Source organism: Microlunatus sp. YIM B11417, assembly GCF_059617205.1.
In genome coordinates this window covers 495320-510288 of sequence record NZ_JCAMPJ010000005.1, presented here as the reverse complement: position 1 = coordinate 510288, position 14969 = coordinate 495320, and the positions used below count along the sequence as shown (strand labels likewise).

11 protein-coding genes are annotated in these 14969 nt (G+C 69.3%); 4 read left to right on the top strand and 7 right to left on the bottom strand.

Features of this window, described 5'->3' with window-relative positions:
* The coding region (locus AC6CCG_RS24835; RefSeq protein ID WP_496657444.1) for an integrase core domain-containing protein at window positions 1-175 on the top strand (175 nt) is incomplete at its 5' end.
* A gap of 454 nt (window positions 176-629) precedes the next feature.
* Here AC6CCG_RS24835 and AC6CCG_RS24830 read toward each other — a convergent pair.
* Window positions 630-2285: a glycoside hydrolase family 13 protein gene (locus AC6CCG_RS24830; RefSeq protein WP_496657443.1), complete on the bottom strand. Its 1656-nt coding sequence runs from the start codon at window positions 2283-2285 to the stop codon at window positions 630-632.
* Window positions 2286-2349: 64 nt separating this feature from the next.
* Between AC6CCG_RS24830 and AC6CCG_RS24825 the strand changes: the two genes are divergently transcribed.
* The 3 genes from AC6CCG_RS24825 (at window position 2350) to AC6CCG_RS24815 (ending at window position 6353) form a co-directional block, all read left to right on the top strand.
* Window positions 2350-3552, top strand: coding sequence for an ROK family protein (locus AC6CCG_RS24825; RefSeq protein ID WP_496657433.1), 1203 nt, complete (start codon window positions 2350-2352; stop codon window positions 3550-3552).
* Window positions 3553-3630: 78 nt separating this feature from the next.
* Window positions 3631-4896: an aspartate kinase gene (locus AC6CCG_RS24820; RefSeq protein ID WP_496657432.1), complete on the top strand. Its 1266-nt coding sequence runs from the start codon at window positions 3631-3633 to the stop codon at window positions 4894-4896.
* Window positions 4897-5468: 572 nt separating this feature from the next.
* A complete protein-coding gene (locus AC6CCG_RS24815; RefSeq protein WP_496657431.1) occupies window positions 5469-6353 on the top strand; it encodes a phytanoyl-CoA dioxygenase family protein in 885 nt (294 codons plus the stop codon).
* Between the two features lie 42 nt (window positions 6354-6395).
* Here AC6CCG_RS24815 and AC6CCG_RS24810 read toward each other — a convergent pair whose 3' ends face one another.
* The 6 genes from AC6CCG_RS24810 to AC6CCG_RS24785 all read right to left on the bottom strand — a co-directional run bounded on the left by AC6CCG_RS24810 (window position 6396) and on the right by AC6CCG_RS24785 (window position 14913).
* Window positions 6396-7856 (bottom strand): phytoene desaturase family protein, encoded by a 1461-nt coding sequence (locus AC6CCG_RS24810; protein ID WP_496657430.1) that lies wholly within the window; start codon window positions 7854-7856, stop codon window positions 6396-6398.
* Window positions 7853-9034, bottom strand: coding sequence for an HTTM domain-containing protein (locus AC6CCG_RS24805; protein ID WP_496657429.1), 1182 nt, complete (start codon window positions 9032-9034; stop codon window positions 7853-7855). The genes AC6CCG_RS24810 and AC6CCG_RS24805 overlap by 4 nt, the downstream gene beginning before the upstream one ends.
* Entirely contained in the window at window positions 9031-9798 is a 768-nt protein-coding gene (locus tag AC6CCG_RS24800) for a DUF5819 family protein (RefSeq protein ID WP_496657428.1), read from the bottom strand. The genes AC6CCG_RS24805 and AC6CCG_RS24800 overlap by 4 nt, the downstream gene beginning before the upstream one ends.
* 135 nt (window positions 9799-9933) lie before the next feature.
* Window positions 9934-11949 (bottom strand): choice-of-anchor G family protein, encoded by a 2016-nt coding sequence (locus AC6CCG_RS24795; RefSeq protein ID WP_496657427.1) that lies wholly within the window; start codon window positions 11947-11949, stop codon window positions 9934-9936.
* A gap of 508 nt (window positions 11950-12457) precedes the next feature.
* Window positions 12458-13777: an RNA 5'-3' helicase PhoH2 gene (phoH2, locus tag AC6CCG_RS24790; RefSeq protein WP_496657442.1), complete on the bottom strand. Its 1320-nt coding sequence runs from the start codon at window positions 13775-13777 to the stop codon at window positions 12458-12460.
* Between the two features lie 326 nt (window positions 13778-14103).
* Window positions 14104-14913 carry an isoprenyl transferase gene (locus AC6CCG_RS24785; RefSeq protein WP_496657426.1) on the bottom strand — a complete coding sequence of 270 codons (810 nt, stop codon included), beginning with the start codon at window positions 14911-14913 and terminating at the stop codon, window positions 14104-14106.
* Window positions 14914-14969: the final 56 nt, after the last annotated feature.

The window sequence follows — 14969 nt, the reverse complement described above, 5'->3', positions numbered from 1 at the left end:
CGCCGAGGCCGAGTATCGGACAGCGGAATGGGTCGACTGGTACAACCACGACCGCCTCCACAGCCGGCTGGGCTACCGACCACCGGCAGAGCACGAGCAAGCCCACTCGATCGGCTCCAACCCGTGCACCAACCAGAGCCGGCCCACCAATAACCGACCGGCCCGAAACCCGTGACGGTTCACGGGCCGCCGAATCCGAGAGCCGTTCCCGGCCGCGGTCGGGCTGGATGCGATCCGGGCCCCGGGGCGACGCGATCGCAGGGCGGCGTGATCGCGCGCGCCGCCTACGCGGGCACCCAGCCGTACATCCCTGCGTTGACCACCCGCCTGATCGGCTGAGTGACCGAAATCCAGCCGACTTCGCCTCTCCGGGCCCGAGTAGCGCCCTTCGTGCGCGAAGTCAGCTGGATCTCGGTCACCCAAGCCGGACCGCTCTCGCGGGCGGGAAGGCTGCAGTTGGACCCGGACTCGCGAGCGCGCAGGCCGCGGTCGAACCCAGACCAAGCCGACCGGACGGGAGCCACGGCCGACGAGTGCGCAGGCGACCCTTGAGCCAGACCTCGCCAACCGAACCCGTTCTCACGGGTGACCGCGGCCCAGCCGGCCGGACCGGGTCCGCGGAGTGCGGGTCAGGCCTGTCTGGTCCAGACCGTGGTCGCGCCGGGCAACTCACTGCCGTCGAACGGAGTGCTGGCGAGCAGCACCTCGCCACCGGTCAGCGGATACGGATCCGACCCGAAGTTGCTGACGCAGGTCCAGCCGTTCGGGCGGCGGAAGGCGAGCACGTCCTCGCGGCCGGTCTCCAGCCAGGTCAGCGATTCCTCGGTCTGCAGGTCGCGGCGCAGCCGGAGCGCGTTCCGGTAGAGCGCCAGCGTCGACCCCGGGTCCCGGTCCTGCACGTCGACGGCGAGGTCGGCGAACCAGGCGGGCTGCGGCAGGTGTGCGGTCCCGCTGCCGAAGCCGTACGAAGTGCCGGTGGCGGTCCAGGGCAACGGAACTCGGCAGCCGTCGCGGCCGATCTGCTCGCCGCCACTGCGGAAGAAGGACGGGTCCTGCCGCTGGTCGGCCGGGATCTCGGCGACCTCATGCAGGCCGAGTTCCTCGCCCTGGTAGAGATAGGCGCTGCCCGGGAGGGCCAATTCGATCAGGGTCGCGGCCCGGGCCCGGCGCAGGCCGAGCTCGCGTTCCAGCTTCGGCTCGGTGCCGCCGCTGCGCAGCCAGTCCGCGCCATGCTTGGCGATCACTGCGTCCGGGTCCCGGTCCCCCAGCGGCGGCAGGCCGTAGCGGGTCGGGTGCCGGACCACGTCGTGATTGGACAGCACCCAGGTCGTCGACGAACCGGACCGACCGGCCAGTTCCAGGTTCTCGGTGATCACGGCACGGAAGGACGCCGCGTCGTAGTCGGACTGCAGCAGGTCGAAGTTGAACGCCTGGCCGAGCCCGTCCGCGCTCGCGTACGGCGGCCGCCGGTCCGTGTCCACCCAGGCTTCGGCGACCGCGGTCCGCGGCGGCGTGTACTCGTTGAACACCGAGCGCCACTCGGCATAGATGTCGTGCACCTCGTCGCGGTCCCACAGCGGATGTTGGCCGGCGCCCGTCCGGGTACGCAGCTCGGACCAGGGCGGCAGCTCTGCGGGCAGCCGCTTGGCCAGGCCATGGGCGACGTCCACCCGGAACCCGTCGACGCCACGGTCCGACCAGAACCGCAGCGTGTGCAGGAAATCCGCTCGGACCTCGGGGTTGTCCCAGTTCAGATCGGGCTGCTCCTTGGCGAACAGGTGCAGGTACCACTGGCCGTCGCCGACCGGTTCCCAGGCCGGGCCGCCGAAGATCGACGGCCAGTCGGCCGGCGGCTCACTGCCGTCCGGGCCCAGGCCGTCCCGGAAGATGTAGCGGGCCCGGGCCGGCGAGCCCTTGCCGGCGGCGAGCGCCTCGCGGAACCAGACGTGCCGGTCCGAGCTGTGGTTGGGCACCAGATCGATGATCATCTTGAGGCCGGCCTCGTGCAGCCGGGCGGTCAGCTCGTCGAAGTCGGCCAGCGTGCCGAGCCGCGGGTCGACGTCGCGGTAGTCGTCGACGTCGTAGCCGCCGTCGGCCAAGGCCGACGGATAGAACGGGCTGAGCCAGACGGCGTCGACCCCGAGCGCCCGCAGGTGGTCGATCCGGTTGATCACCCCGCGAAGATCGCCGACGCCGTCGCCGTTCCCGTCGGCGAACGAGCGCGGATAGATCTGGTACACGACGGCCTGCCGCCACCAGCTGTGGTCGTCCTGAGTGTTGATCATGGAGTCGGTCACCGAATAAATGTAGATTCTAGATTTACATCTCGCAACAAGAGAGGACGAACCCGTGACGAGCCCGTCGGCGGCAACATCGCCCCAGCTGTTGCGCCGGCTGAACGCCGGCCTGGTGGTCCGCCACGCCCTCGGCTCAGGCCCGTTCACGGCCGCTGACGTGATGGCCGCCACCGGGCTGACCCGGTCCACCGCGCTGCAGATCTGCGACCAGCTGGCGACCGGCGGCTGGCTTGCCGAACTGGACGACGCGCGCGCCGCGGGCGAGTACCGCAAGGGGCGACCGGCCCGCCGGTACCGCCTCGAGCCGCGGCACGGCCACCTGGTCGCGGTCGACGCCGGACTGCACCGCATCGTCGCCACCGTGGCCGACCTGACCGGTGCCGAGCTGGCCCGGGCCGAGCGAGCGGTCGACCCCCGTACCTCCTCGCGCCGGCGTGGCACGGCGGTCCGGGCCGCCGTCGACGCAGCCCTCCCGCGGGCCGGCGCCCAGCCCGGCGCGGTCTTCGTCACAGTGGTCGGTGTGCCGGCACCGGTCGACGAGACCGGCGCCTCTCCGGCCGGCCAGGAATTCTGGGCCCGCATGAATCCGGGCCTGACCGACCGCCTCGACGGCTACGGCCAGGTCATCGTCGACAACGACGCCAACCTGGCGGCACTGGCCGAGCGGGCCCGCGGCGCCGGCCGGGACTGCGCATCCTTCGCCGCCCTGGTCTGCGGCGAGGCGTTCGGGGCCGGGCTCATCGTGGACGACCGGCTGATCCGCGGCCGCGACGGCGGCGCCGGCGAGTTGCGACTGCTCGACCTGGTCACCGGCGTCGGCTCGGTGGCCGGGCTCGCCGCGCTGGCCCGGCAGGGCGCGGCCGAACGGCTCGCTGCCGGCCGGGTCCCGGCCGGATCGCCGCTGGCTCGCCGTACCCCGGAAACGGTCAGCGCCGACGATGTCTTCGCCGCGGCCGGCACCGGCGACCGGGTCGCGCTCGAGCTCACCCGCCGGCTCGGCGACCGGCTGGCCCGCGTCGTCCTGGTGCTGGGCAGCCTGCTCGACCTGGAGCGGGTGATCATCACGGGAGCCCTGGCCGGTTCGGTGCAGCCGGTGATCGACCGGGCGGCCGAAGCGCTGCGGACCCTGTCGCCGGCGCCGGCCCCCGACCTGGTGGCTTCCCCGCTGGGCGACGCCGGAGTGCTGATCGGCGCCGTCGAGCGCGGCCTGACCGAGGTGCGGGCCCGCCCGCTCGATTTCGCTTCGTTCTCATGACCGATAATTCAGACCGGAGTACGAAAGAATTTCCTGTAGCGTCCCGGTAGCGAGGAGTCAGACAGAAGGAGTTCCTGCGTGTCGCGCATCGTTCAGAAGTTCGGTGGATCGTCCGTCGCCGATGCGGACAGCATCAAGCGCGTCGCCAAGCGGATCGTCGCGACCCGGCAGGCCGGCCACGACGTGGTGGTCGTCATCTCGGCCATGGGCGACACCACCGACGAACTGATGGACCTCGCTCTGCAGGTCTCCCCCCGGCCCGCCCCACGCGAACTCGACATGCTGCTGACCGCCGGCGAACGGATGAGCGCCGCGCTGCTGGCGATGGCGATCGCCGACCTGGGCATGACCGCCCGATCGTTCACCGGCTCGCAGGCGGGCGTGATCACCACCGCGAACCACGGCAACGCGCGGATCATCGACATCACACCCGGTCGGATCGTGTCGGCGCTCGAGGAGGGCGACGTCGTGATCGTGGCCGGCTTCCAAGGTGTCAGCCAGGACACGCGCGACGTCACCACGATCGGTCGCGGCGGCTCGGACACGACGGCCGTCGCTCTCGCCGCCTCCCTCGCGGCCGATCACTGCGAGATCTACAGCGACGTCGACGGCGTCTTCACCGCCGACCCGCGGATCGTGCCGAAGGCCCGGCATCTCACCGAGATCAGCTACGAGGAGATGCTGGAACTCGCGGCCTGCGGCTCCAAGATCCTGCACCTGCGATGTGTCGAGTACGCCCGTCGCGAGCGGATCCCGGTGCACGTCCGCTCCGCGTTCACCACCCGGGACGGCACCTGGGTCACCGACCTCCGGGACGACGGCACCACCGAGCGGCCCGTCATCGCCGGGGTGGCGCACGACGTCGGCGAGGCCAAGATCACCATCGTCGGCGTACCGGACCGGATCGGCGAGGCCGCCCGCATCTTCCAGGAGATCTCCTCGATCGACGTCAGCATCGACATGATCGTGCAGAACGTCTCCGCGGTCGACACCGAGCGAACCGACATCTCCTTCACCCTGCCCAAGATCGACAGCCGGGCCGCGATCGAGGCCCTCACCGGAATCCAGCAGGAGATCGACTTCGCCGACCTGCTGTACGACGACCAGATCGGCAAGGTCTCCGTCGTCGGCGCCGGCATGCTGTCCCACCCCGGCGTCTCGGCAACCTTCTTCGCCGCCCTCGCCGAAGCCGGGATCAACCTCGAGATGATCTCCACCTCGGGCATCCGGATCTCGGTGGTGATCGACGACCAGGACGTACCCCGGGCCGTCCGGGCCGCCCACACCGCCTTCGGTCTCGACGCCGACCAGGAGGCCACTGTCTACGCCGGCACCGGCCGCTGACCCAGGAAGGACCGCCGACCGGTCACAAAAGCAGCTGTTCTTGCGGCGTGTCGCCGCACTTGTGACCGGTCGGCGGACTGGAGGGCGGTGCGCCGGCGGCGGCAACTCGCGGGGCGACTGTTGGGGACCCGGGCCAGTCGGCCGGCCGATCAGCGCGCAGGAGCCGGTCCCGGGTGCCGACCGCAGACGCGTCCGTCCCCGCGATGCGTCGTCTGCGGTGTGCGGGCCTGTCGGGATTTCACTGCGTACGGATAGGTCGAGCCCGTTACAACGTTGAACCTTCCGGTGTGAAGAGGAATCGCGACATCGGCCCGCGGATCAGTCGAGTGATCGCGACCACGGCTCAGCGGACGGAACTCCTCGTCACAGCCACGGGCAGGCCCGCGAGTCGTAGGCCGGACACACGGATCACGTCGCCTACCCGAACCTCCGCCGCCACAGCGACCGGTCACAACTGCAGCGACACGCCGCCAAAGCCGCTGCTTTCGTGACCGGTCGGCGGATTGTGGGGAGGGGTTCCGGTGGGCGGGAATCACGGGTTCGGACGCGGCGGTGTCGCTTAGCGTCGTGTCATGGGTGATCACCGGGTACTCACGGACGAGCAGGCGGAACACTTTCTTGATCATGGCTACGTCGTGATCAACGACTGCTTCAGCGCAGAGGCGGCGGCGGAGCTGACCGGGTCGATCTGGACCCGGCTCGGGTACGACCCCGACGACAAGACGACCTGGGCGCAGCCGTCGATCCACATGCCGAGCCACCACCGGTTCGACGTCCGCGACTTCGCGCCGAAGGCGTGGGACGCGGTCTGCGATCTGGTCGGCGAGGACCGGATCGCGAAGCCGTACCAGTGGAGCGATGCGTTCATCGTCAACCTCGGCGAGGGCGCAGATCGGCCGTGGGTCGACGCGTCGGCCGAGGTCGGCGGCTGGCACAAGGACGGCGACTTCTTCCGGCACTTCCTCGACTCGCCGGAGCAGGGGCTGCTGACGCTCGTCCTCTGGTCCGACGTACGGCATCAGGGCGGCGCCACGTTCGTCGCCGCCGACTCGGTCGGGCCGGTGGCCCGCTATCTCGCCGACCATCCGGAGGGCGTGCTGCCGACCGAGTTCCCGATCAAGGATCTGGTCGGCCAGTGCACGGAGTTCGTCGAGGCCACCGGCAAGGTGGGCGACGTGTTCCTGCTGCATCCGTACGTCCTCCACGCCAAGGCGCAGAACGTGCTCCGGCTGCCCCGCTACATCACCAATCCGCCGGTGCATCTGACCGAGCCGATGCGGTTCGATCGCGAGGATCCGGCCGACTTCTCGCTGCTCGAGCGGGCGGTGCTGCGCGGTCTCGGCGTCGACTCCTACCCGTTCCGGGCGACGGCGCCGCGAGAGCAGGTCGTCCCGGAACGGGTCCGGCGGCAGGAGCGGATGAAGGCCGAGGAGGAGCAGCGGCTGGCGGCCGGGTGATCTTCACCGACCAAGATCATCGGGCTCGCCCCTTCGACAGGCTCAGGGAGCGGTGGGAGCGAGGTCGACGTCGGCGCGGTGGCCGAAGGTGCCGCGCAGGGCGGCCAGCGCGGCGCGATAGCCACCCATGCCGTGCACCCCGGGGCCTGGTGCGGTCGCGGACGAACAGAGGTAGAAGTCGGTCCGGCCGATCCGCCACGGGTTCGCGGTGAGCATCGGCCGGGCCAGAGTCTGCGCGGTGGTCAGCGCGCCGGCATAGATGTCGCCGCCGAGATAGTTCGGGTTCTCCCGTTCGGCGTCGGCGGCGGTCCGGGCGGTCGAGGCGATGATCGTCTCGGTGAAGCCGGGCGCGTGACGTTCCAGCTCGGCGGTGACGATCGGGGTCGGGTCGACCGGGCAGCCGTTCGGCAGGTGCGCGTACGCCCAGAGGACGTGGCGCCCGCCCGGGGCACGACCATGATCGAAGCGGGTCGGCTCGCTGGCCAGCACCATCGGATGCTCGGGGATCCGGCCCCGGTGTACGGCGAGCTCGGCGGCGGCCAACTCGCCGCCGGTGCCGGACAGGTGGACCGTCGAGGCCCGCCCCAGCTCGGGATCCCGCCACGGCACCGGTTCGGAGAGCAGGAAGTCGACCTTGCCGACCGCCGGCCCGGCCCGGAACCGCGCCGCCCGCCGGCGATAGGTCCCGGGCAGCAACGGACCGGCGATGGTGATCAGATCCCACACCGAGGTGTCGAAGATCATCGCGTCCACCGGCGGCAGCTCGCTGACCGACCGGACCCGCTGCCCGGTGATCACCTTCCCACCGTGCGCTTCAAGATCATGCACCAGCGCCTCGGTGATCTTGTACGAGCCGCCGACCGGGATCGGCCAGCCGACGGTATGGGCATAGGTGGCCAGGGTCAGCCCGGTCAGGGTGGTGCTCAGTGCCGACAGCGGCTGGCTGGCATGCCCGGCCACCCCGGAGAAGAGGTCGGCCGCGTCGCCGCCGAGCAGCCGCGCCGCCGCCACCGGCTGCCACTGGCCGGCCGCCCGCAACCCGAAGGTGATCGCGGCGCCCGGCCGGCGCGGGGCCAGCAACGGGTTGTCGGAGGTGAGCTCGGTGATCGCCGCGAACCGGTCGGCCAGCGGCCCGAACACCCGGCGCCAGCCGGCGCCGTCCCGGCCGAGCCGGTCCACGGTCGCCGCGAGATCCGCGTACGCCAGCACCGCCGGACGCCCGGCTCGCGGCTGTCCGTACGCGATCTCCGGCGTAACGAACTCGACTCGTTCGGCCAACCCGAACCGGCGGAAGAACGGCGACGCCAGCGCGCCGGGATGGACCGCGGAGCAGACGTCGTGCCAGCTCCCGGGCTCGATCAACTCCGCGGTACGCGTGCCGCCGCCGGGCCGGTCGGCGGCCTCGTAGACGGTGACGTCCAGGCCGGCCCGAGCCAGCGTGACGGCCGCGGCCAGGCCGTTCGGGCCTGCCCCGACGATCGCTACCGAACTCAGCGGGATCAACCGCCCCCGGGCTGCGTCTGGTGTTCCAGCCGGCTCGCCATCCCGGCGTCGGCGAGCTCACGCGGCTGGTCGATGAGAACCCCGACCGTCTCGACCTGCTCGGCCGGGCGACGGACTTCTGATCTTCGCCAGGCCCGCTTGACGAAGGCCGCCATCCGGCGCCAGGTGACGTCGCGGATGAAGATCGAATCGATCGCGATCATGGCCAGCGAGAACCACGGCAGGCCCATCAGGACGGCGATCCCGATGTGGAAGCTCAGGATCCCGAACAGGCCGATCACCCGGCTGATCCGGTTCAGCAGCATCATCGGGAAGCACATCTGGATGATGATCGAACTCCACGAGATCACCGTCACTGCCGGCGCCCAGGTGGTCAGTAGATCGCTCAGCTCGGGCCAGGGCCCGAAGCGTTCGACGTGCAGCGGGTTGTAGATCGCGTAGCCCTGCTGCCACGGCTCGCCGCCGGCCTTGTAGAGCGCTCCGGACGCGTACACCATGCAGACGTGCAGGGTCATCGAGACCAGCACCAGGTTGTGGCTGATGTTGGTCAGCCACTCCGGCAGCAGCCGCTCCCCCTGCCAGACCCGCACCACGAAGTTCTTGGTCGGGTCAACGGTGACCCGGGCCCGGCGCCGCGCGTCCAGGGACCACCGGCACGCCGAGTCGGCGAAGATCAACGAGAGCAACGCGATCCGGTACATGTTGTCGCCCTGGTCGCTGGCCGCGTCGTTCAGCTCGATGAAGCTGACCCAACCGACGAAGAAGATCGGCAGGGTCAGCCGGGTCCGCCAGCCGAGCAGCACCGCGACGGCCAGCAGGAGCAAGATCACGTACCCGGCCGTGAAGGCGGCGTCGTTGAGCTGGATCCGGTGGAACAGGCTGAACAGCCAGACCTGCGGCAGCAGACTGGACGGCTCCGCGGTCTCACCCGACCAGGCGACACCACTGCCGAACGTGTAGCGGAAGGTGGTCAGGTTGGTCAGCAGCAGGCCGATGCCGGTGGCACCCAGCAGCATCCGGGTGACGGCGATCCCGTACTGGGCGCGCTTGGCGTCGGTGAGCCAGTGCTCGACGAACCCGCCGCCGCGGTTCGCCAGTCGGCGCAGCACCCGCAGCACGCCGATGATCAGGTTCTCGACGAACCGGACGCACCGGCCGAGTGTCCCTGCCAGGTTCATTGCCCGGACTCCCTCAGCGCCTTGCGGAACGTCTCGGTGAAGGCGCTCCTGGACTGGCCGGGCTCCTCGACCGGGCCGCGCCAGCCGGTCTCGATGACCTTGGGCTTGGGCCGTTTCGCGTTCGGGTCGTTCCGCCGGTCGAACGGGACCACGTTCTGCCGGCTGACCTCGTACTGGACCCGGACCACCTCGCCCGGCCAGACCGCATAGGCCACCTGCGTGGCGTAGGCGGTCGCCCGGCGCTCGACCTCGAGATAGTCGTCCAGGTCAGGATCCTTGCCCTGCTTGATCAGGTCGCCGCGCAGCCGGTCCGACCAGTCGGCGCCCTTGTAGTAGCTCAGTGAGGCGATCCGGTGGTGGCCGTTGCCCAGATCGTCGTACGCGCCCTTGTAGCGCGACGCCAACTCGGTCGCGAGGATCGCGGCCCGCGGCGGAAAGAGGTGATGGGTGGACATCGCCAGCTCGGCTTTGGTGGCGTCGATCCACTTGCTGGTCTTCTCCTGGCCGTCCTGGACCACGACGGCGCGCACGCGCAGCCGGTAGTCGCCGTTGATCGGCTCCGGGGCGAAGACGCTCCAACTCTGCCCGAACATCGGAACCATGTAGCTGCGCAGCAGGTCGCCGGGGAAGAGCTGCCGCAGCCCGGAGGCGGGAGCGATCCAGAGGAAGGTCGCGAAGATGTGCCAGGCGGTGAACGCCGCCAGCACGATCAGCGTCACTCGCCGGAGTACGGGACGCTTGGCGGCTGTGGGCCGGTCGGTCATTGTTGTGTTCTACTCCCCGGGCGGTGCCGGCACCAGTGGGAACCGGCGATCATGAGCAAGGATTCGGCCCCTCGCACCAGGTGCGAGGGGCCGAATCTGTTGATCATCCAGAGATGATCATGTTGAGGTCAGACCTCACAGGGCGGACCCATTGCGACGGATCCGGCCGACCACAACGGTCGACGCACCGGCGAGCACCAGGGCACCAGCGCCGGCCAGCAGGCCGAGCGACAGGTTGGAACCGGTGTTCGGCAGCTCTCCATCGCCACCGTTGCCGTCGGCAGCGGCCGCGTAATCGGCGGCAGCGTCGTCGTCGGCAGCGGCGTCATCATCAGCAGCGGCATCGTCGTCAGCAGCGGCGTCATCATCGGCAGCAGCGTCAGCGTCAGCAGCGGCGTCATCATCAGCAGCGGCATCGTCGTCAGCAGCGGCGTCATCATCAGCAGCGGCATCGTCGTCAGCAGCAGCGTCATCATCAGCAGCGGCATCGTCGTCAGCAGCAGCGTCGTCGTCAGCCGAAGCGTCCGGGTCAGCAGCGGCATCGTCGTCAGCCGAGGCGTCGGGGTCAGCAGCAGCGTCGTCGTCAGCCGAAGCGTCCGGGTCAGCAGCAGCATCGTCGTCAGCCGTGGCGTCAACCTCGCCAGTGGCGTCAGCCTGGCGAACCGTGGCCGAGGCCAGGCTCACCGTGGCGAGGGGCTCGTCGCCCGGCAGCGCGGTGATCTTGATCGCGCGCTGGGTGAAGGAACCCTCGGTGACAGCGGCCGGCTTCAGCTGGGCCGTGCCCTCTTCGCCGGTCGCACCCGGGTGGGTGAACTCGCCCGGCTCTTCCTGCACGTTGACCTTGATCGACAGCAGGTTGTTCGCAATAGCGTCAACCAGCGGCTTCACCAGGTCGCGGATCGCCTCGACGATCGGACGGAAGACCGTGTCCAGGGCGCCAGGATCGGCAACCTTGTCCGTGACCTCCTTGACGGTGGACTGAACCAACGGCAGCACCGTGTTGTTCAGCACCGGCTCCAGCAGCTCGATGAGCGCACCAGCGGTGCCCTCGCCCGAGACCTCGAACTTCAGCGCCGGCTCATCGGTCCCGACGAGCTGACCGATGGTGCCCTTGAGGCTGGCCTTGAAGTCCCCACCGACGACCGGCAGGTTCGACGTGCCCTCGATCGTGATCTCGATGTCGGCGTTGTTGACCGCGTCAACGAGCGCCTCCGAGATCGCGGCCGGGATCTGGTCCAGCAGGGTGCCGATCGCGCCGTCGAGCGCGGCCTGCACGAGCTGGGCGTCCACGATCTCCGTGTTCGGGTCGAGCCCGTTCAGGGTGCCGTAGAACTTGTCGTCCGGCTGCGAGTCCTTGACCAGCTTGGCCAGGTCGATGGTGACCGTGCCCTCAGCCAGGTTGATGCTGGCTGCGCTGTCCGGATCCGTGACCTCTTCCTCCAGGACCGACTGCAGAGCGGCCTTGAGGTCGACGTCGATGTTCACCGTGGCCTCGACCTCGGCAACGCCCAGGCCGCTGGCCGCAGCCAGTGCCTGCTCGATGACCGGAGCGAGGGAGTCGGTCAGGCCGTTGACGGTGCCCGAGAGCTCGTCAGCCTGGTCCGACAGCTTCTTCGAGATCTCGGCGATCTTCGGGCTCTCCAGCCACAGCTTGCCGTCGGCAACCTGGTAGTCGCTGGAGATCTCGCCGTTCTCGTCGTACGTCGCCGAAGCGGACAGAGCGCCCAGCTCGACACGCAGCTTCGAGATCAGCTCTTCGACGCCGGCCTCACCGAGGGTGCCGGACAGGTCGACGTAAGCGTTCTCGTCGCCGGCCGGAGCCTCTTCGTTGTTCGGCGCGACAGCGATGGAGCCGTCGTCGTTGATTGCACCAGCGGAGGCGAACGGAGCGCCGTCCTCACGGGTGGAGGCGTACTGCCCCAGGATCCCAGCGCCCAGCACGTCGCTCGCACTTCCGAGCTGAATGCCGTTGCCCAGATCGAGGTTGAGGCTCTTCAGTACCGTCGCATCCAGGGGGTTCTGGACGGCACCGGGAGCACTCGGGTTGCCGCTGTAGGCGGCCTCGAGCTCGGCGATGTCGTTGAGATTGATGGAGCCGCCACCGCTGAGAACACGTCCTTCAGCTTCTGACGTGTCCGTGGGCAGTGCCACTGCGGGTGCAGCGGTCCAGGCGGTCAGGACCGCCCCAACCGCTACGGCAGCAGCAGCGAGACGCGTTTTACCGCGCCAATTTCGCGACATACTTCTCCCTACCTGTTGACCAGGAGCGCCCAGCATTCGGGAGCCCCAAACGGATCTGTCTCAGGAACGGGAGCAAGTCGCGAGGACATGGCTCCGCCAGTTCCCCCAAGACAGTGATTTCGAAGGCCCACAGTTTTGCCGCCGCCCCCCCAGGCATTTGAACCCACTGGCGAGCCTTCGGGGACGAAGCTATCGGTACGCACACAGGGCAGCAAGGAGGTCTCGCCCCCGTTACCAATTCGTTATCAAAGTTTCTCAGGAATCTGTCCGCGGCCTTATCACAACCATGATCATCGACCCAACTCGGGCGACCGGACCTTGATCAAGAACGAGCCCCCTCGACGAGGATTTTCGCTACGGGTACGGAGATCCCGGCGATCCTGCGTCGAGGGGGCGCGGTCGGATGATCATTCCTCGATCAAAGCTGAACGTCCTCAAGCATCTCGGTCACCAGAGCGGCGATCGGAGACCGCTCGGAGCGGTGCAGCGTGACGTGCGCGAAGAGCGGGTGGCCCTTCAGCTTCTCGACCACCGCGACCACCCCGTCGTGCCTGCCCACACGCAGGTTGTCCCGCTGCGCGACGTCGTGGGTCAGCACCACCTTGGAGTTCTGCCCGATCCGGCTCAGCACCGTGAGCAGGACGTTGCGCTCCAGCGACTGCGCCTCGTCGACGATCACGAACGCGTCGTGCAGCGACCGGCCCCGGATGTGGGTCAGCGGCAGTACCTCGAGCAGGTTCCGGGCCAGCACCTCCTCGATCACGTTCCGCGAGGTCAGCGCCCCCAGCGTGTCGAACGTGGCCTGGGCCCAGGGCGCCATCTTCTCTCCCTCGGTCCCGGGCAGATAGCCGAGATCCTGGCCGCCGACCGCGTAGAGCGGCCGGAACACGACCACCTTGGAGTGCTGGTTGCGCTCCAGCGCGGCCTCCAGCCCGGCACACAGGGCGAGCGCGGACTTGCCGGTGCCGGCCCGGCCACCGAGCGAGACGATGCCGATCTCCGGGTCCAGCAGGAGGTCCAGCGCCACCCGCTGCTCGGCCGACCGGCCGCGGATCCCGAACGCCTCCAGGTCCGGCTTGATCAAGGTCAGCTGCTTGCCCGGGGTGACCCGGCCGAGCGCCGTACCGGAGCCGCCGACCAGCACCACGCCGGTGTGGCAGGGCAGCTCCCGTACCTCGTCGCAGTCCACCGTGCCCTCGGCATACAGCCGGTCCACGACGGAGCCGTCGACCTCCACCTCGGCCATTCCGGTCCAGCCGGACTCGACCGCCAGTTCCGCCTCGTACTCCTCGGCGGGCAGACCGACCGCGGAGGCCTTGATCCGCATCGGCAGGTCCTTGGAGATCAGGGTGACCCGATGCCCCTCCGCGGACAGGTTGAGCGCGACCGCAAGGATCCGCGAGTCGTTGTCGCCGAGCCGGAACCCGGCCGGCAGCACCGCGGGATCCGTGTGGTTCAACTCCACGTGGATCGTGCCGCCATGATCATTGGCCGGCACCGGTCGATCCAGCTGGCCGTACTTGATCCGCAGTTCGTCCAGATAACGCAAGGCGGCGCGAGCGAAATAGCCGAGTTCGGCGTGCTGGCGTTTGGCCTCGAGTTCGGTGATCACGACCACCGGCAGGACGACGTCGTGCTCGGCGAACCGGCGCATGGCCTGGGGATCACTGAGCAGGACGGACGTGTCGATGACAAAGGTACGGCGGGTGCCCTCAGAGCCTCCTTGATCGGTGGCCAGCTGCTGGTGTGAGTCGTTGACTGACACGATCGCTCTCCTCGGGGGCCGAACACGATCACCGCTCCGGCCCCACTGGCTAGGTGGTTGGCCGGAAGTGATCGACTTCCGGATCCGATCCCGCGGCTCTCCTGGCCGCGATGAACGACCCGGGTTGTCGGTCTGCCGAACGGCGCATCGCTCGCCTCCCGTACGGGCCACAGGCACATGTCCCGCACTCAGAAATGTACGACGCCGGGACCGCGACTCTCTAGAGCCACGCCGCTTCCGGCGCGATCGGTGAGACGTGTTCACCTCGGCGTAACACGATCACCATCCGGCGGCGGGAACTAACGCCCGAAGCGCCGTTCTCGCTGCCCGTACGAGCGCAGGGCGCGGATGAAGTCGACCTTGCGGAAGTCGGGCCAGAGGGCCTCGCAGAAGTAGAACTCGCTGTGCGCCGACTGCCACATCAGGAAGCCGGACAGCCGCTGCTCGCCGGAGGTCCGGATGATCAGGTCGGGATCGGGCTGGCCGCGGGTGTAGAGGTGCTCGGCGATGTGCTCGATCTCCAGCGTCTCGGCCAGTTCCTCGATCGGCGTACCGGCCCGGGCGTGCTCGGCCAGCAGGGACCGGACCGCGTCGCGGAGCTCGTGCCGCCCGCCGTACGACACCGCGACGTTGACCAGCAGGCCGGAGACGTCGTCGGTGGTCCGGGCGGCCGCCTTCATCCGCTGCGCCGACTCGGCCGGCAGCAGGTCCAGCGCGCCGACCAGGTGCACCCGCCAGCGCCGGGTCGCGGCCATGTCGGCCACCATCTGCTCGATCACCCCGAGCAGCGGCTTCAGCTGCTCGGTGCTGTTCCGGGAGAAGTTGTCGGTGGACAGCACCCAGAGCGTGACCAGCGGGATCCCGATCTCGTCGCACCAGTCGACGAACTGCATCAGCTTGTCGGCCCCGGCCCGGTAGCCGGCCACCAGCGACTCGCCGGGGGCATTGGCCCTGGCCCAGCGCCGGTTCCCGTCCGCGAGGACGGCGACGTGTTGCGGCAGCCGGTTGCGATCGAGCTCGGCCACCAGTCGATGCTCGTAGGTCGAGTAGAGCAGCCCCGAGGGATGCAACCGGTCCACGAACTCGCGCAGCCGGTCGAAACGCACCATATTCGGCAGCGTATCCGCAGTCGCTGTGCCGCGCCCGCGTCGGCCCGCAGACCGGT

What these genes read in the sequence shown, in the direction of transcription:
- AC6CCG_RS24785 (WP_496657426.1), bottom strand. Translation starts at nt 14,913, where the DNA reads ATGGTGCGTTTCGACCGGCTGCGCGAGTTCGTGGACCGGTTGCATCCC.
- AC6CCG_RS24805 (WP_496657429.1), bottom strand. Translation starts at nt 9,034, where the DNA reads ATGAACCTGGCAGGGACACTCGGCCGGTGCGTCCGGTTCGTCGAGAAC.
- AC6CCG_RS24830 (WP_496657443.1), bottom strand. Translation starts at nt 2,285, where the DNA reads ATGATCAACACTCAGGACGACCACAGCTGGTGGCGGCAGGCCGTCGTG.
- AC6CCG_RS24800 (WP_496657428.1), bottom strand. Translation starts at nt 9,798, where the DNA reads ATGACCGACCGGCCCACAGCCGCCAAGCGTCCCGTACTCCGGCGAGTG.
- AC6CCG_RS24815 (WP_496657431.1), top strand. Translation starts at nt 5,469, where the DNA reads ATGGGTGATCACCGGGTACTCACGGACGAGCAGGCGGAACACTTTCTT.